The sequence below is a fragment of the Brachybacterium sp. NPDC056505 genome (assembly GCF_042794925.1).
In the GTDB taxonomy this organism is placed as follows: Bacteria; Actinomycetota; Actinomycetes; order Actinomycetales; family Dermabacteraceae; genus Brachybacterium; species Brachybacterium kimchii.
The window spans coordinates 16,653-33,621 of the sequence record NZ_JBHTSV010000038.1 but is presented as its reverse complement, the minus strand read 5'-3'; the positions used below and the strand labels follow the sequence as shown (position 1 = coordinate 33,621).

General features: G+C 72.7%; 14 protein-coding genes. 8 read left to right on the top strand and 6 right to left on the bottom strand.

Annotated elements, in window-relative coordinates:
* Positions 1-92: 92 nt before the first annotated feature.
* Positions 93-764 carry an NAD(P)-dependent oxidoreductase gene (locus tag ACFQ53_RS15085; protein WP_377861064.1) on the bottom strand — a complete coding sequence of 224 codons (672 nt, stop codon included), beginning with the start codon at positions 762-764 and terminating at the stop codon, positions 93-95.
* Positions 765-977: 213 nt separating this feature from the next.
* On the opposite strand from ACFQ53_RS15085, the gene ACFQ53_RS15080 reads away from it, so the two are divergent.
* The 4 genes from ACFQ53_RS15080 to ACFQ53_RS15065 all read left to right on the top strand — a co-directional run bounded on the left by ACFQ53_RS15080 (position 978) and on the right by ACFQ53_RS15065 (position 6,339).
* Positions 978-1,337: a winged helix-turn-helix transcriptional regulator gene (locus ACFQ53_RS15080; RefSeq protein WP_377861062.1), complete on the top strand. Its 360-nt coding sequence runs from the start codon at positions 978-980 to the stop codon at positions 1,335-1,337.
* 61 nt (positions 1,338-1,398) lie between these two features.
* Complete coding sequence (gene rmuC, locus ACFQ53_RS15075) at positions 1,399-2,616, top strand: DNA recombination protein RmuC (protein ID WP_377861060.1); 1,218 nt, start codon at positions 1,399-1,401, stop codon at positions 2,614-2,616.
* A 50-nt stretch (positions 2,617-2,666) separates the two neighbouring features.
* Positions 2,667-4,565: an ATP-binding cassette domain-containing protein gene (locus tag ACFQ53_RS15070; protein ID WP_377861058.1), complete on the top strand. Its 1,899-nt coding sequence runs from the start codon at positions 2,667-2,669 to the stop codon at positions 4,563-4,565.
* On the top strand, positions 4,558-6,339 hold the full coding sequence (locus ACFQ53_RS15065; protein WP_377861056.1) for an ABC transporter ATP-binding protein: 1,782 nt from the start codon (positions 4,558-4,560) through the stop codon (positions 6,337-6,339). The genes ACFQ53_RS15070 and ACFQ53_RS15065 overlap by 8 nt, the downstream gene beginning before the upstream one ends.
* A 42-nt stretch (positions 6,340-6,381) precedes the next feature.
* Here the strand turns inward: ACFQ53_RS15065 and ACFQ53_RS15060 are convergent, their stop codons facing one another.
* Positions 6,382-7,299: a universal stress protein gene (locus tag ACFQ53_RS15060; RefSeq protein ID WP_377861054.1), complete on the bottom strand. Its 918-nt coding sequence runs from the start codon at positions 7,297-7,299 to the stop codon at positions 6,382-6,384.
* A complete protein-coding gene (locus ACFQ53_RS15055) occupies positions 7,296-8,849 on the bottom strand; it encodes an APC family permease (RefSeq protein ID WP_377861052.1) in 1,554 nt (517 codons plus the stop codon). Before ACFQ53_RS15055 ends, ACFQ53_RS15060 begins: the two co-directional genes overlap by 4 nt.
* A gap of 227 nt (positions 8,850-9,076) precedes the next feature.
* Here ACFQ53_RS15055 and xseA point away from each other — a divergent pair, with 227 nt between their 5' ends.
* Both xseA and ACFQ53_RS15045 read left to right on the top strand, forming a co-directional pair.
* Positions 9,077-10,447 carry an exodeoxyribonuclease VII large subunit gene (gene xseA / locus ACFQ53_RS15050; RefSeq protein ID WP_377861051.1) on the top strand — a complete coding sequence of 457 codons (1,371 nt, stop codon included), beginning with the start codon at positions 9,077-9,079 and terminating at the stop codon, positions 10,445-10,447.
* On the top strand, positions 10,444-10,746 hold the full coding sequence (locus ACFQ53_RS15045) for an exodeoxyribonuclease VII small subunit (RefSeq protein WP_377861050.1): 303 nt from the start codon (positions 10,444-10,446) through the stop codon (positions 10,744-10,746). Before xseA ends, ACFQ53_RS15045 begins: the two co-directional genes overlap by 4 nt.
* An 87-nt stretch (positions 10,747-10,833) precedes the next feature.
* Here ACFQ53_RS15045 and ACFQ53_RS15040 read toward each other — a convergent pair whose 3' ends face one another.
* A complete protein-coding gene (locus ACFQ53_RS15040) occupies positions 10,834-11,559 on the bottom strand; it encodes a DUF4245 family protein (protein ID WP_377861048.1) in 726 nt (241 codons plus the stop codon).
* Positions 11,560-11,613: 54 nt separating this feature from the next.
* Between ACFQ53_RS15040 and ACFQ53_RS15035 the strand changes: the two genes are divergently transcribed.
* A complete protein-coding gene (locus tag ACFQ53_RS15035; protein ID WP_377861046.1) occupies positions 11,614-12,555 on the top strand; it encodes a carbohydrate kinase in 942 nt (313 codons plus the stop codon).
* 258 nt (positions 12,556-12,813) lie between these two features.
* Complete coding sequence (locus tag ACFQ53_RS15030) at positions 12,814-14,211, top strand: class II fumarate hydratase (RefSeq protein ID WP_377861044.1); 1,398 nt, start codon at positions 12,814-12,816, stop codon at positions 14,209-14,211.
* Between the two features lie 105 nt (positions 14,212-14,316).
* On the opposite strand, the gene ACFQ53_RS15025 is transcribed toward ACFQ53_RS15030, so the two are convergent.
* Positions 14,317-15,831: a PhoH family protein gene (locus ACFQ53_RS15025; RefSeq protein ID WP_377861042.1), complete on the bottom strand. Its 1,515-nt coding sequence runs from the start codon at positions 15,829-15,831 to the stop codon at positions 14,317-14,319.
* Between the two features lie 234 nt (positions 15,832-16,065).
* Positions 16,066-16,824 carry an isoprenyl transferase gene (locus ACFQ53_RS15020; protein WP_377861040.1) on the bottom strand — a complete coding sequence of 253 codons (759 nt, stop codon included), beginning with the start codon at positions 16,822-16,824 and terminating at the stop codon, positions 16,066-16,068.
* Positions 16,825-16,969 lie beyond the last annotated feature (145 nt).

The following is a 16,969-nucleotide window of genomic DNA, read 5'->3' as shown; positions in this document are numbered from 1 at the left end:
GGATCCGTCGGATCCGGTGCGCCACGCTCATCTCTTCTGCCGGGTCCCCGCAGGACCGACGGTCCCCTGCCGGCCGCCTGCGAGCCGACAGGTCAGTACGCGACGGTGAAGCGTGCGTTCCGGTGCGCGGGCTCCTCGATCTCGTCGACGACGGCGATCGCGAGATCGGCGCCGGAGATGAAGGACTCGCCCTTCTCGTCGGAGACGAGCACGTCGCCGCCCACGCGGTAGGAGCCGGTGCGCTCGCCCGGCGCGTATCCGCCGAAGCCCGCCGCGGGGCTGAGGAAGAACCAGTCGAGATCGCTCTCGTCGCCCCGCAGGTCCTCCAGGACGGCGCCCAGCTCGCGGGCCTCGGTGAGGAACGCGTCCGGGAAATCGGGGGTGTCCACCAGCAGCGGTCCCCCCTCGCTCACGTGCAGGGAGCCGGCGCCGCCGATCACGCCCAGGCGCACGCCCTTGCTCTCCGCGATGCGGGCGAGCTCGGCGTAGGCGCCGCGCAGCACGCCGGGCGCGGCGAGCTCTCCGCGCGGGGAGCTCGTGGCGACGACCGCGTCGGCCCCGCCGAGCACATCGCCCAGGAACGCCGCGTCGCGTACGTCCCCCGCGCGGTGCGAGGCGCCGGCGGGAAGGCTGTGCGGAGCCGTGCGGCTCACGGCGACGACGTCGTGGCCGCGGCGCGCGGCCTCCTCGACGATCAGCGAGCCGGCGTAGCCGGTGCCGCCGAGGACGACGATGTGGGAGGAGCCGGTCGAGGTGCTGGTCATGGTGTCTCCTTCGGGGCGCTCGGCACCCGGATCGATCTGATGCCCGACGGATCCGCCGGGCCGGTGCGACGTGCGCCGCACCCACGACGCTCACTGTAGGTAACTCGGTATCCTTTGGGAAGTAGGCACCTCGCAGTAACCGCCCGGCGGCAGTCGCTCGTCCCCTGCCGCTGCCCCACCCGGCCCCTCGGCCGACCCTTGAGAGGAACCGCCATGTCCGCCCCCGCCCTCTACGACCCGTACCGCGTCTGCCCGTCCCGCCAGCTGCTGGACCGCATCGGCGACCGCTGGACCGTGCTGATCATCGGCACCCTCGAGGACGGCCCCCTGCGCTTCTCGCAGATCTCGCGGCGCATCGACGGGATCAGCCAGAAGATGCTCACCCAGACCCTGCGCTCGCTCGAGGCCGACGGCCTCGTCGTCCGCACCGTCTACCCCGAGGTGCCGCCGCACGTCGAGTACGAGCTGTCCGCGCTGGGCCGCACCCTCCTCGAGCCGCTCGAGATCCTCCGCGCCTGGGCCGTCGACCACATGGACGAGGTCGCCACCGCACGCGCCGCCGCCCTGAGCTGACCGCTCGGGCGCGCGGCTCCGCATCCGCTCGGATGTCCCTCCCCTGTGGTGTGCTGAGCCCATGGACACCCTCACCGTGATCCTCGTCCTCCTGGTCGGCGTGGCCCTCGGCGCGCTGGGCACCTACCTCGTCATGCGCGATCCGCGCTCGCGAGGCGCCTCCCGCACCGATGCCGGCCGCCTCGATGCGCAGGCAGCGCCCGCGATCGACCCCGCCCAGCTGCAGCTCGAGCGCGAGGCGGAGCGCCGCGAGTCCCAGGCCGCCCAGCGCGACGCCGAGCTGCGCAGCACGCTCGCCCCGATCACGCATGCGCTCACCCAGCTCGAGCAGCACGTCGAGCGCAGCGAGAGCGCCCGCGCCCGGTCCGACGGCGCGCTGCGCGCCCACCTCGAGGAGCTCGGCGAGCGCACGCGCGACCTGGATCGGGGCACCCACGCCCTCACCGCCGCCCTGCGCGCGCCCACCTCCCGGGGCCGGTGGGGCGAGGTGCAGCTGCGCCGCATCGTCGAGGCGGCGGGCATGCTCGAGCACGTCGACTTCAGCGAGCAGCACGCCGGCCGCGGCGCGAGCGGCGAGGCGGGCCAGCGTCCCGACATGGTGGTGCGCCTGAGCGGCGGGCGCAGCGTCGTCGTCGACGCGAAGGCGCCGATGGACGCCTACCTCGACGCGGTCGAGGAGCCCGACCCCGATCGTGCCCGCACCCGGCGCGCCGCCCATGCCAAGGCGATGCGCGGTCACGCGGACCGCCTGAGCTCGAAGGCGTACTGGGCCGCGCTCGGCGACACCCCCGAGTTCACGGTGATGTTCGTGCCCAGCGACGGCGTGCTCGCCGCCGCCCTCGAGTCCGATCCCGAGCTGCTCGAGCACGCGTTCTCCCGCGACGTCGTCGTCGCCTCCCCCGCGACCCTCGTCGCGCTCCTGCGCACGGTCGCCCACACCTGGCGCACCGACTCCCTGAACCGCGACGCCCGCCAGGTGCTCGACGCGGGCCGCGAGCTGCACCACCGGCTGGGCACGCTCGCAGGTCACCTCGGGAAGGTGGGACGCTCCCTGGACTCCTCGGTCGCCGCCTACAACGACGCCGTCGGCTCCCTGCAGTCCCGAGTGATGGTCACCGCCCGGCGCTTCGAGGAGATGGAGCTGACCTCGAAGAAGGTCGAGGACGTCGAGCAGCTCACCCGTCGCGCCCGCAGCCTCGACGAGGAGCAGATCGCCGACCTCGCCCGCGGGGACGCGATCGGGCGTGCAGATGGCACCGACTCCCGCGCGGCGGGCTGAGTCCCTGTATTCCGTGTCGCCGGTGCGCGCCCGCATGCCAGAGTGGGCCCATGTCCCCGAGCACAGCGCGCGCCGACGCGCCCACGCTGCGCGGGGATCTCACGGCGCGGCTGGGCCTGCTGGGCTTCATCGCCTCCGCCTCGCCCGGCCGGGCCGTCGGCCTCGTGCTCCTGGCCCTCGCCTCGATGGCGGCGAGCGGCGGCACGATCCTGGGTCTCGGCGACGTGGTCGGCGGCCTCGCCGGCGCCGTCCAGCGCACGGCGGCCGACGGGCGGCTCGTGCGCGGCATCCTGGTGCTCGGCGCGAGCCTGATCGCGACACCCGTCATCGGGGCGCTCTCCGAGGTGGTCACCGCGGGCCTCGATGCCCGGGTGCGCGAGCAGCGCAGCCTGCACCTGGCGCTGATCTTGCTGAGCCCCGAGGGCGTCGCGCATCTCGACGGCACTCAGGCCTCGGGCCGCGCCGCCGACCTGCTGGAGAAGGTCCGGGACTGGCGCATGCTGTCCTCGACCGCCAACGCCCAGGTCGTCGTCACCGCCCGCCTCACGGGCCTCGCGCCTCTTGCGATCCTCGCGAGCTGGAACCCACTGGTCGCGCTCGTGCTGCTCGTGGTCGCGCGCCTCGTCTCCCGCGTGTGGGTGCAGTACCTCGCGAGCCTCTTGGACACGATCTCCGGCAGCGCGCGCTCGACCGCCCAGCGCCGCACCCGGTACGCCTTCCGGGTCGCCTCCGGCGAGCGCACCGCCCGGGAGGTGCGCCTCTTCGGCCTGCTGCCCTGGCTGCGCCCGCGCCTGGCGGGCCACGACCGCGGCGACGCCCTCTTCACGGCCGACGTGCCGCGGACGCGATCCGCCGATGCGGTCGCGCTCGTCTCGGCGCTCGTGCTCGTCGGCGTCTCCCTGCTGCTGGTCCACGATGCCCTGGCCGGCCACCTCGACGCGGGTCGCCTGGCCGCGGTCTTCGCCGCGGCCGCCGCCGTGCTCGACGGCTTCGGGCCGATCGGCGACCCGCAGACGCTGTTCCTGCAGGCGGGCCACACCCATCGCGAGATCGACGCCCTCGAGCGGGAGCTCGCGGCCGACGCGGGTCGTGAGCCACCGCGCAGCGCGGTCGACGGCCCCGAGGCCGCCGTCGGACCGCACAGCGCCGCCATCAGCCTGCGTGACGTCTCCTTCCACTACCCCCAGCACGAACGGCCCGTGCTCGAGCACCTCGACCTGACGATCCCCGCGGGCCAGACCCTCGGCATCGTCGGGGCGAACGGTGCGGGCAAGTCCACGCTCATGTCCCTCATCGCCGGCCTCGAGCGCCCGACCTCGGGGACGGTGGAGGTCGGTGGGCTGCCCGCCGCGCCGGCGCCCGAGCAGCATCCCCGGGTGGCGATGATCCTGCAGGACTTCACGCGCTTCCCGCTCAGCGTCACCGACAACGTGATGCTCGGTCGCCCGGCCGGCCCCGACGACGTCCACGAGCTGATCCGGCGCGCCGGCGGCGCTGCGGTCCTCGAGCGCCTGACCCGTGAGAACGCGGGACTGGGGACGCCCCTCGCGCCGGGGCTCGCGGGCGGCACCGACCTCTCGGGAGGGCAGTGGCAGCGGCTCGCCCTCGCCCGCGCGCTCGCGGCCGTCGAGGACGGCGCCCAGGCGCTCGTGCTCGACGAGCCGACGTCGGCCCTCGACGTCCGCGCCGAGGCGGCGCTGTTCGAGGACCTCATGGAGCTCGGCCGCGGCGTCACCACGCTGCTCGTCTCCCACCGCCTCTCCTCCGTGCGCCGCGCCGAGCGGATCGTCGTCCTCGAGGGCGGGCGCATCGTCGAGGACGGTCCGCACGAGGAGCTCATGGCCCGCGGCGGGCGCTACGCGGAGATGTTCACGCTGCAGGCACGTCGCTTCGCGCGCGCCGGAGGCCACGAGGCCGACGGCGCGCGGGAGGGGGCCGAGGATGCGTGAGTCGATCCGCCCGATCCTCTTCGTGCTGCGCGAGAGCTGGAAGGTCTCGCCGCGCGCCTGCATCTTCGCGTTCCTCGAGACCTTCGCGAAGCTGCTCGAGGGCCTCACACCGCTGCTGTACGGGATCATCGTCGCCGCCGTCGTCGCCGCCGAATCCCGGGCCGCCCTGCTCGCAGGGGCCGCCGCGGCCGCCCTGATCGGCACGAACTCACTGCTGTCGATCTGGGGCACCCGCTACCGGGTGGGCCTGCTGCAGGCGATGGCCGACCGCTTCGAGGCCCGCACTGCGCAGCACCTCGCCTCGCTGACCACCCTCTCCCATCTCGAGGACCCGGAGACCCTGGACACCGTCCAGGCCCTGCGCGATCACGGCGGGGCGGTGGGCATGGGGTACAACTCGCTGATGAACGCCGTGCGCTCGTTCATCGCCCCGGCGACCGCGCTGGTCGTCGCGATCGGGGCCGATTGGCGTCTCGCGCTCGTCGCGCTCGCCGGCGTCCCGCAGATCCTCATCACCACCCCCACCACCCGCATCCGCAGGCGTGCCGAGGAGGAGAGCGCCGAGCCCAGCCGGCGCCTCGGCGCGCTCATGGATCTCACCTCGCAGAGGGCGGGCGCGAGCGAGATCCGCGCCTTCGGCGCACGCGGCTTCCTGCTGCAGAGGATCGGTGCCGCCGCCCGCGACTGGACCGGGCCGGAGGTCGCTGCCACCCGGCGCTCCTCGGCGCTGATGCTGCTCGCCTCGCTCGCCTTCTACGTGCCCGCCGTCGGCGTGATCGCGTGGATGGCCCACGACGCCCTGGCCGGCGCGGTCTCGCTCGCCGCGATGACGATCGCCGTGATGAGCCTCGAGAACCTGCAGAATGCGGCGCGCTCGATCAGCATGGGCATCACGACGCTCCAGAACAGCCTGCGGACCGTGAACCGCTACCTGTGGCTCACCGATCGGGTCGAGGAGGACGCGCGCGCCCACCGCGGCACGGCCGCTCCGCCCGCGCGCCTCGAGGACGGGATCCGGCTCCGGGGCGTCACCTTCACCCGCCCCGGCGGGCGCACACCGGTCATCGAGGACGTGGACATGGATCTGCCGGCGGGTTCCACCGTGGCCCTGGTCGGGGAGAACGGCGCGGGCAAGTCGACGCTCGTCGACCTGCTGCTGGGCATGCACGACCTCGACGCCGGGACGATCGAGGTCGACGGCGAGCCGCTCCCGCGGCTCGATCCCGTCGCCTGGCGCGAGCGCTGCGCGGGTGCCTTCCAGGACCATGCGCGGCTCGAGTACACGGCGCTCGAGGCGGTGGGGGTGGGCGATCTGCCGCGCGCCGAGGATCCTTCCGAGGTGCGACGTGCGATCGCCGACGCCTCCGCCGAGGACATCATGCACGCCCTCCCCCGCGGCCTCGCGACGCCGCTCGGCACGAGCTGGGAGGGCGGGAGCGGCCTCTCGGGCGGGCAGTGGCAGCGCCTCGCGATCGCGCGCGGGATGATGCGCACGAGCCCGCTGCTGCGGGTGCTGGACGAGCCGACGAGCGCGCTCGATCCCGCGACCGAGGACGCCCTGTTCACCCGCTACGCCGAGGCCGCCGGACGGACCGGCACGACCGGCGGGGTGACGCTGCTGGTCACCCATCGCTTCTCGACCGTCGCCGCGGCCGACCTGGTGGTAGTCCTCGACCACGGCCGGGTGCTCGAGCAGGGGACGCACGCCGAGCTCATGGCCCGCGGCGGCCGGTACCGGGAGCTCTACGACCTGCAGGCCCGCGGATACAGGTGATCGGACCGCGATCCCGTCGCCATCATCGACGTCCCGCCGCCGTCACCGCCCCTTCTCCCGCCGGGCCGCCTTCCCGCGGCCCCGCGGCAGCACGAGCACCGGCACGGGCGCATGGCGCAGTATGCGCGCAGCCGTGGACCCCAGGAACACCCGGGCGAGACCGGCATGGGAACTGGAGCCGATGACGAGCAGGTCGCCGCTGCGCCATTCGAGACCGCCCACAGCGGCGGACCAGCGGTCCCCCTCGACCACGGATCCCGCGTCGGCCTCGACCTCCGGGCACGCGGCGCGCACCTCGTCGAGGATCGTGCGCTGGGTGCGCACCGCATCGCGCCGCCACTGCGCGTAGAAGCCGCTCTCCCGGAAGGCGGTCATCGCGCTCCGGGTGCCGATGCGCACAGCGAAAGTGACCACCGTGAGCGAGGTGCCCAGCGCCTCGAGCACGCGGACCACGCCGGGCACGAGCGCCGCGTCGGCATCCGACGGATCCACGGCGAGCACGATCCGCGAGAGCGTGCCCTCGCCGGGGTCGAAGCCGCGCGGCGCGAGGGCGACGGGGACCCGTGAGCTGTGGACGAGGCGGTCGCTCGTGCTGCCGAGCCCGATCCGACCGACGACCCCGTCGGCCGATCCGACCACGAGCATGCGGCATCCGCGATCGCGGGCCTCGCGCTCGAGGATCTGCGGCACCGAGCGGCCGACGCGCATCACCGTCCGGACCTCGAGGTCCTCGGGCAGGCGGGAGCGCGCCTCGGCGAGCGCCTCGCGCGCGAGGCCGGTGATCTCCCGGCGCCAGTCGTCGTCGACCCCGGAGAAGTCGCGCAGCGACGGGGAGCCGAAGGAGTCGTGGACGACGCAGCACAGCACGAGGTCCTCGCCGAGGGACCGCGCGATCGCGGCTCCCAGGCGCAGTCCCGATCCCGTGCGGGTGTCGGGTCCGAAGCCGACGAGGATGCTCATCGCACGCCTCCTCGTCCGTCCTCGTCGGACCCGGGTCCGGCCCCGGGCCCGGACCCGCCCGGCTCGCCCATGAAGGGCGTGGGCGTCAGGACCGGTCCGCTCCCGCGCGATCCCAGGTGCGAGTGCCGGTAGCTGTACACCACGTAGACGATGAGCCCGATCAGCAGCCAGGCCAGGAACCGCAGCCACGTCTCCACGGCGAGGCTCGCCATGAGCCCCGCGCAGGCGAGGACGCTGACGATCGGCAGCACGGGCACGAGCGGCGTGCGGAAGGGACGCTCCATGTCCGGATCGGTGCGACGCAGGACCACCACGGCGATCGCGACGACCACGAAGGCGAACAGGGTGCCGATGCTGACCATCTCGGCGAGCACGGAGATCGGGATGAATCCTGCGAGCAGCGCGACCGCGCCCACGGTGAGGGACGTCATCAGCACCGGCGTCCCCCAGCGTGCGTGGACGCGTGAGAACACCGGCGGCAGCAGCCCGTCGCGTGCGAGGGCGAAGCCGATCCGCCCCATCGCCACGATGTCCACGAGGATCACCGAGCTGAGCCCGGCGACCGCGGCGATGCCCACAAGAATCCCAACCCAGGGCAGGCCGACCTGGTGGAAGACGTCGGCCACGGCGTCTCCTTCGGAGAGTTTGGAGTACTCGACCATGCCCGTGACCACGAGGCACACGCCCACGTACAGGACGGTGCAGATGGCGAGCGTCCCGAGCAGGCCCATCGGCATGTCGCGGGCCGGCTTCTTGGTCTCCTCGCCGAGGTTCGCGACCGCCTCGAACCCGGAGTAGGCGAAGAAGACGACGGCAGCGGCGACGAACACTCCCGCGACCCCGAAGGTCGAGGGCTCGATCCCCGTGACCGCCTGCCAGAGCGGCGAGGTGAGCCGGGAGCCGGTGCCCTCGGAGTGCTGGGCCGGCGGGATGAAGGGCACCAGGTTGTCGGTCTTGATGTAGAAGACGCCCACGACGATGACGAACACGCACACCAGCACCTTGATGAGCACGAGCCCGTTGGTCACCCACTTCGACTCGCGGATGCCGCGGATCGCGACGACGCCCAGCAGGACCGCGATGAAGATGGCGCCGACGTTCACCACGGATCCCTCCTCGGCGAACCACTTCGAGGGCAGTCCGAACACGCCCGCCACGTAGCCGGACCAGCCGCGCGAGACCACCGCGGCGCCGAGCGCGAACTCCAGGATCAGGTCCCACGCGATGATCCAGGCGAAGATCTCCCCGATCGTCGAGTAGGCGTAGGTGTAGGAGCTGCCCGCGGTGGGGACGGCGGAGGCGAGCTCCGCGTAGCAGAGGGCGGCGAGAAGGGCGACGACGCCCGCGATCATGAAGGAGATCATCACGGCCGGGCCCGCGTTCTCCTTGGCCTGCAGGCCGGTGAGGGTGAAGATCCCCGTCCCGATCACGATGCCGATCCCGAAGCCGATGAGGTCCTTGACCCCGAGGTCCTTCTTCAGGTGCGCGTGGTCCTCGTCATCGTCCTGATGCAGGACCGTCTCGATGCTCTTGCGTCGCAGCACGCTCATGCAGCCGCCTCCTCGTCTCGGGCCGCCCGACGCCGCGGACCGCAGTGGACTGCGGAGGCGTGGTGCCGTGCGGGCTGGGGCAACACTCCACCCGCGGACGTGTGCTGTCAATCACACGTTCGCGCGCACGCCGTCCGACGACGGTGCGCGGGTCCTCCCCATGCCCCGTCCTTCCACACCCGCCGCCACGGTGCTCGAACGTCCCCGCGCCGTGCCAGAGTGGACCCATGACCGAGACCCCGTCCCATCGGCCTCTCGCGCCGACGGCCGCCGAGACCACGCCGGAGAACCCGTGGCCTCTGCGCCAGCTCTCGGTGAAGGTCGGCGAGTACGTCGCACGGATGTCCCCGATCTGGGTCGAGGGGCAGATGGTGCAGCTGAACCGCCGCCCGGGCAGCGGCCTGGCGTTCATGACGCTGCGCGACGCCGAGGTGGACATGTCCTTCTCGGTGCCGATCCGCGAGCACGTCCTGCGGGCGATGACGGTCGAGCTCGTGCCGGGGGCGCGCGTAGTCGTGCACGCGAAGCCCACCTTCTGGAACAAGCGCGGCAGCCTCCAGCTCGAGGCGAGCGAGATCCGGCCCGTCGGCCTCGGCGAGCTCCTCGCGCAGCTCGAGCAGCTCAAGCGCGCCCTCGCCTCCGAAGGCCTGTTCGAGGACTCCCGCAAGCAGCAGCTCCCGTTCCTCCCGCGCACGATCGGCCTCATCTGCGGACGCGAGTCCGCGGCGGAGAAGGACGTCGTGGTCAACGCCCGCCGCCGCTGGCCCGCGGTCGACTTCGCCATCCGCGAGGTCGCGGTGCAGGGGCAGAAGGCGGTGCGCGAGGTCTCCGCCGCGCTCACCGAGCTGGACGCCCTCGAGGACGTCGACGTCATCATCATCTCCCGCGGCGGGGGCTCCCTCGAGGACCTGCTCCCCTTCAGCGACGAGAAGCTGGTGCGCCTGGTCGCGGGCGCCCGCACACCGATCGTCTCCGCGATCGGCCACGAGGTCGACACCCCTCTCGTGGACCTCGCGGCCGATGTGCGCGCCTCGACCCCCACGGACGCCGCCAAGCGCGTGGTGCCGGACATCCAGGCCGAGCTCGAGCAGCTCGACCTGGGCCGCTCGCGCCTGCGCTCGGCGGTGCGCACGCGCCTGGAGCGCGAGCAGGCGAACCTCGACGCCTTCCGGTCGCGACCCGTGCTCGAGAACCCGGCGAGCATCCTCACCGCACCCGCCGAGGAGATCCGCTCGCGCATCGCGCTCGCCCGCACGCTTGTCGGCTCCCGCCTGGACCGGGCGCGCGACGAGACCGCCCACCTGGGCCGTCAGGTCCGCGCGCTCAGCCCGCTCGCGACCCTCGAGCGCGGCTACGCCGTGGTGCAGACGCCCGACGGCACGATCGTGCGCGCCCCCGAGTCCGCTCCCGTCGACGCCGCACTCTCCGTGCGCGTGGCGGGCGGCCGTTTCGGCGCTCTGCGCACCGAGCACGATCCCTACACCCCGCCCGACATGGACACGATCGACGGCGCCGCATCCGGTGCCCCTGCACAGGTCCCGGCCGACGACCGCACCGATCCCACCGACCAGCCCGATGCCCCGGAGGAGAACCGATGAGCACCACGCCCGAGGATCCCACGACGGACGATCCTGCGGAGGAGGGCACCGTGCCCGCTCCCGCCGACGACGACGCATCCGACTCCGCGCCGGATCTGCCCGAGGACATCGCCGCCCTCAGCTACGAGGCCGCCCGCGACCAGCTCGTCGAGGTGGTGCGCCGCCTGGAGTCCGGGCAGGGCGGGCTCGAGGAGTCGATCGCCCTGTGGGAGCGCGGCGAGATGCTCGCCCGCCGCTGCCAGCAGTGGCTCGACGGAGCGCGTCAGAAGCTCGACGAGGCGGTCCAGGCCCGGCGCTGAGCACCGATCGCTCCGGCGCTGAGCGATGAGGAGAGCTCCGGCTCCGAGGGCCGGCGGACCACGCCGTCGACGTGGCCGCGCCGGGGCTCAGGACCCCGTGGTGCCGCCGTCCTCGATGCTGCGCACGGTCGCCTGCGCCGCGGTCTTGAGGTCGCCGTCGTCGGCCGTGCCGTGCACGATGACGGCCCAGCCGTCGCCCTGGCACGTGATGCCGTGCTCGTCGTCCTCGCCGCTCACCGTCTGGCAGTCCGCGCCCTCGATCGTGACGTCCCCGGTCGCGTCCGCCCCGGGCAGCTCCGAGGAGAGGTCCGCCGCGGACATCTCCTCGCTCTCCACGATGTTCACCAGCGTGTTCGAGGGCGAGGTGAAGCGCAGCTCCCACGTCGGCCGATCGCCCGCCGTGAAATCCGCGGCGCGCGGGGTCCAGCTGCCGCCGAGCGCGGGCTGCGCCACGGGGAACGGCGCCTGCTCCTGGGCGCGCTGCGCGCTCGCGCCGACGTCCAGGCGGGAGGTCTCGGGGATCTCACGGTCCACGCTGCGCCCCACGCCGAAGAAGATCACGCCGACCACGGCCACGCAGCCGAGCGTGAGGCCGAGCGCCCAGGCGATGTTGCGCATCGAGGCGTCGCCCTTGCTCATCGAGTACGGCGAGCGCTTGCGCGGCGCGGGAGCGGAAGAGGCCGGCGCAGGAGCGGACGCGGGAACGGCGTCGGCGCCGTCCCTCTCGACACTTTCGGCGCTCTCGGCGCTCTCGGGCGCGGGCTCGGGCCTGCGCTCGGACGCCTCGGCGCTCGGATCCTTCGGTGTCGGCATGCACGCATTGTCGCGCGTTCGCCCCGTGCCGCGAAAAATGCCAAGATCTATGCTGTGAAGGCCACTTTTCTCACCGTCGGAGAATCGCTCACGGACATCGTCCTGCGCCCGGGGGAGCCGCCCGCCGAGTACCCGGGCGGGTCGCCCATGAACGTCGCGGTCGCGCTCGGCCGGCTCGGGCACGTCTCGCACCTGCTCACCCGCATCGGCGACGACGCCCGCGGGCGGGAGATCCGCGAGCACGTCGAGTCCTCGCGGGTCGTGCTCACCGCGGGCAGCATCGACGATCGTCCCACCTCGACCGCCCAGGCGCAGGTCGGGACCGACGGCGCGGCCCAGTACACCTTCGACCTGGTCTGGGATCCCGACCCCTCCGGTCTTCCCTCCGGCCTCGACGCCGTCCACACCTCGTCGATCGCCGCAGTGCTCGCCCCGGGCAGCGGCGTGGTCGCGGACGTCCTCGAGGCGCATCGGGACTCCGCGACGCTCAGCTACGACCCGAACATCCGCCCCGACCTCATGGGCGATCCCGCGACGGTGCGTCCGCAGATCGAGGCGCTCATCGGCCGCTGCGACATCGTGAAGTCGAGCGATGAGGACATCGCCTGGCTCTACGGCACCGACGACGTCGAGGACGTCGCGGCCTCCTGGCGAGGCCTCGGCCCCAGCGTCGTCGCGATGACCCGCGGCGGGGACGGGGCAGTCGGCTTCGGGCCCGACGGCCGGATCCCGGTGGATCCCGTACGCGTCGACGTCGCCGACACCGTAGGCGCCGGCGACACCTACTCCGCGGGGATCCTCGACGCCCTCGCGTCCCGCGACCTGCTGGGCGCCCGCCGGCGCGAGGCCCTCGCCGCGGCCGACACCGCAGTGCTGCAGGACGTCCTCGCGCACGCCGCCGCCCTCGCCGCCATCACCGTCTCCCGGCCCGGTGCCAACCCGCCCTGGGCCGGCGAGCTCGAAGACCGGCCCGACGGCAGTCCCCTCCCCCGCTGACCGTGCACCGCCGGTCGCCGGTCGCCGGACGCCGGACGCCGGACGCCGGACGCACCCATCGCGCTGCACCTACCGATAGCACTGCACCCACCGATCGCGCCGCATCCACCGATCGCACCGGTCCCACTGATCACCGCGTCACCCGAACACCCCGTCGGCCACCGCGCCGTCACCTCGGTCCGATACCGTCCGAGGGTCACCATCCATCACCCCGCGGGGCATGGCCCTCGCAGCACCGACGAACGAAGGAGTTCCTCCATGACCCAGCCCGAGTACCGCATCGAGCACGACACCATGGGTGAGGTGCGCGTCCCGGTCGACGCCCTGTACGGCGCCCAGACGCAGCGCGCCGTCGAGAACTTCCCGATCTCCGGCCAGGGCCTCGAGCCCGCGCACATCCACGCGCTCGCCCAGGTGAAGAAGGCCGCGGCCCGCGCGAACGAGGATCTCGGCGTGCTCGACGCCGCGATCGCGGATGCCATCATCGCCGCGGCCGACGAGGTCATCGCGGGCTCCCACGACGACCAGTTCCCGATCGACACGTACCAGACGGGCTCGGGCACGAGCTCGAACATGAACATGAACGAGGTGCTCGCGACGATCGCGTCGACGGCGTCGGGCCAGAAGGTCCACCCCAACGACCACGTCAACGCCTCGCAGTCCTCGAACGACGTCTTCCCGACCTCCGTGCACGTGGCCGTGACCAGCTCGGTCGTGAAGACCCTGCTACCCGCCCTCGAGCACCTCGCCGCCTCCCTCGAAGCCAAGGCCGAGGCGTGGAAGAGCGTCGTGAAGTCGGGCCGCACCCACCTCATGGACGCCACTCCGGTGACCCTGGGCCAGGAGTTCGGCGGCTACGCGGCGCAGATCCGCTACGGCGTCGAGCGCGTGCAGGCCGCGCTCCCCCGCACGGCGGAGGTGCCCCAGGGCGGCACCGCCGTCGGCACCGGTATCAACACCCCCGCCGGCTTCCCGCAGAAGGTCATCGCGAACCTCGCCGAGCAGACCGGGCTGCCGCTGACGGAGGCCCGCGACCACTTCGAGGCGCAGTCCGCGCGCGACGGCCTCGTCGAGATGTCCGGCGCGCTGCGCACCATCGCCGTCTCGCTCACGAAGATCTGCAACGACCTGCGCTGGATGGGCTCGGGCCCGAACACAGGCCTCGGGGAGATCGCGATCCCCGACCTGCAGCCCGGCTCCTCGATCATGCCCGGCAAGGTCAACCCCGTGATCCCCGAGGCCGTCCTGCAGGTGTGCGCGAAGGTCATCGGCAACGACGCGTCCGTCGCCTGGGGCGGCGCGCAGGGCTCCTTCGAGCTGAACGTGCAGATCCCCCTCATGGGCACCAGCCTTCTCGAGTCGATCCGCCTGCTCGCGAACGCCTCGAGGGTGCTCGCCGACAAGACGGTCGACGGTCTCACCGCGAACGAGGAGAAGGCCCGCTTCTACGCCGAGGCCTCCCCCTCGATCGTCACCCCGCTGAACAAGCTGATCGGCTACGAGAGCGCGGCGAAGATCGCCAAGCACGCCGTGAAGGAGCAGGTCTCGGTGCGCGAGGCCACGATCGCCCTCGGCTTCGTCGAGCGCGGCGAGCTCACCGAGCAGCAGCTCGACGACGCCCTCGACGTGCTCTCGATGACGACCCCGAAGGCCTGAGCGGCGCCGAGCCCCCGAGCAGAGAGCGGGCCCGCACTCCCCTCGGAGTGCGGGCCCGCGTCTGCGCGACGGCCGCCGGGTCGTCCCGGCGACCGCGACCCGTCCTCACATCACTGGCGCATCCAGCACATGCGTGACGAGCTCGGCGACCTTCGAGCGCTCGGAGCGCTGCAGGGTCATGTGGGCGAAGAGCTCGCTGCCCTTGAGGGCCTCGACCACGCTCGCGATACCGTCGTAGCGGCCCACGCGGAGGTTGTCGCGCTGGGCGACGTCGTGGGTGAGGACCACGCGGGACTTCTGACCGATGCGCGAGAGCATGGTCAGCAGCACGTTGCGCTCCATGGACTGGGCCTCGTCGACGATCACGAAGGCGTCGTGCAGGGAGCGGCCGCGGATGTGGGTCAGCGGGAGCACCTCGAGCATGCCGCGGCTGAGCACCTCGTCGATCACGTTCTGGCTGACCATCGAGCCCAAGGTGTCGAACACCGCCTCTCCCCAGGGCCCCATCTTCTCGCCCTGGTCGCCGGGCAGGAAGCCGAGCTCCTGGCCGCCCACCGCGTAGAGCGGACGGAACACCATGATCTTGCGCTGCGTGCGCTTCTCCAGGACCGCCTCGAGGCCGGCGCACAGCGCGAGCGCGCTCTTGCCGGTGCCGGCGCGACCGCCCATGGAGACGATGCCGATGGACTCGTCCAGCAGCAGGTCGATCGCGATGCGCTGCTCGGCGCTGCGCCCGTGGACGCCGAAGACGCCCTGGTCGCCGGGGACGAGCCGCACGCTGCCCTCGCGGGTGACGCGCCCGAGGGCGCTGCCGCGGGGACTGGTCATGGTGACGCCGGTGTGGACGGGACGATGGGAGACCTCGGGGATCTCCACGTCGCTGCCGTCGTAGAGCGCGGTCATCTCCTCCTCGCCGACGCTCGCGGTGACCATTCCGGTGTATCCGCGGTCGCGGGCGAGCTCGGCGCGGTACTCCTCGGCGTGGATGCCGCAGGCCGACGCCTTGATGCGCATCGGCAGGTCCTTGGAGACGAGCACGACGCTCTTGCCCTCGAGCTGCAGGTTCTTGGCGACGGCGAGGATGCGGGTGTCGTTGTCGCCGAGGCGGAAGCCGTCGGGCAGCGCGCGGTCCGAGGAGTGGTTGAGCTCGACGTGCACATGGCCGCCGTCCTCGCCGATCGGCAGCGGGACGGAGAGGTTGCCGTGGCGATCGCGCAGGTCGTCGAGGATCCGCAGGGACTGCCGGGCGAAGAAGCCGAGGTCGGGATGGTGGCGCTTGGACTCGAGCTCCGTGATGACGACGATCGGCAGGACGATGTCGTGCTCGGCGAAGCGGACCAGCGCCTGCGGGTCCGAGAGCAGCACTGAGGTGTCCAGCACGTAGGTGAGGGTGCCGACCTCGAGGTCGGGCAGCGCCTCCTGGGCGCCCCCGGGCTCGAGCGACCGCACCACGGCCACCGGATGACCGCCGTCTGCCTCCGTCCCGAACCGGTCCTGCGCGGCATCCCGGGCGGCCTCCCGCACGGTGTCGATCGTGGTCGGGTCCTGCTCGGCGAGGTCCAGCTCGCTCGGATCCTGCGCCGTCGTGTCGTGGGGAGCTGTCGTGGTGGTGTCGGTCATCGGGAGCCTCCGTCCGTGATCAGCCCCGTGCGGTCTGCCGCATCCCCTCGGAGGGGAAGTCTGGGGATGCGGCCCGATCGGAGCGCTTGCCGCGAACCTACTCCGCGTCGGCTGTGACGCGCGGCACGACGCGCCCGGCGGCGTGTGCGCCGCCGCAGCATTCACGGGGCCGTCATCGTCCGTTCTCCGGCGGACCGGACCGACGGCTCGGCGCCCGACGTCGCGGCGCTCGCCTCACGCGCCGAAGCGGCGCTCGCGCTGGCAGTAGTCGCGCAGCGCGCGCAGCAGGTCCACGCGCCGGAAGCCCGGCCAGTTGGTCTCGCAGAACCAGAACTCCGAGTGGGCGGACTGCCACATGAGGAACCCGGAGAGCCTCTGCTCGCCCGAGGAGCGGATGATGAGGTCCGGGTCGGGCTGGCCGCGCGTGTAGAGGTGCTCGCCGATGCCCTCCATGGAGATGGCCTCGGCGATCTCGTCGGGGCTGCGGCCCTCGGCGCCGAGGTCGCGCACGAGCTCGCGGACGGCGTCGACGATCTCCTCGCGGCCGCCGTAGCCGATCGCGACGTTCACGGTGAGGGACTTCGACGGGGTCGAGCGCTCCTGCACGGCGGCGACGCGCTCCCGGGTCGCCTCGGGGAGCGACTCGACGGATCCTGCGAGGCGCACGGTGTAGCCGGCGCCGGCGATCGATTCGACGGTCTCGGCGATGATCTCGAACAGCAGCGCGAGCTCGTCGGCCCCGCGGCGCAGGTTGTCGGTGGAGAGCATCCACACGGTGACCAGCGGGATCTCGAGCTCCTCGCACCAGGTGAGGAACTCGGTGATCTTCGCGCCGCCCTGGCGGTGCCCCTCTGCGGTGGTGATGCCCGAGGCCTTGGCCCAGCGCCGGTTCCCGTCGACGATCACGCCCAAGTGCTGGGGCAGCTCGTAGGCGTCGAGCTCCTTGATCAGCCGCTTCTCGTACACGCGGTAGAGGATCCCGTCATCGTCCACGACCAGCTCCCCTCTCGCGCGTCCCGACTCGTCTGCTCGCTGCGTCCGCGCCCGCACGGCGAGGACGCTCCATTATCGACCATGCGCGACAGTGGTGCGGCAAGGGCGCGGCCGCTCTTCACAGCACCGCCACAGACGATGCACT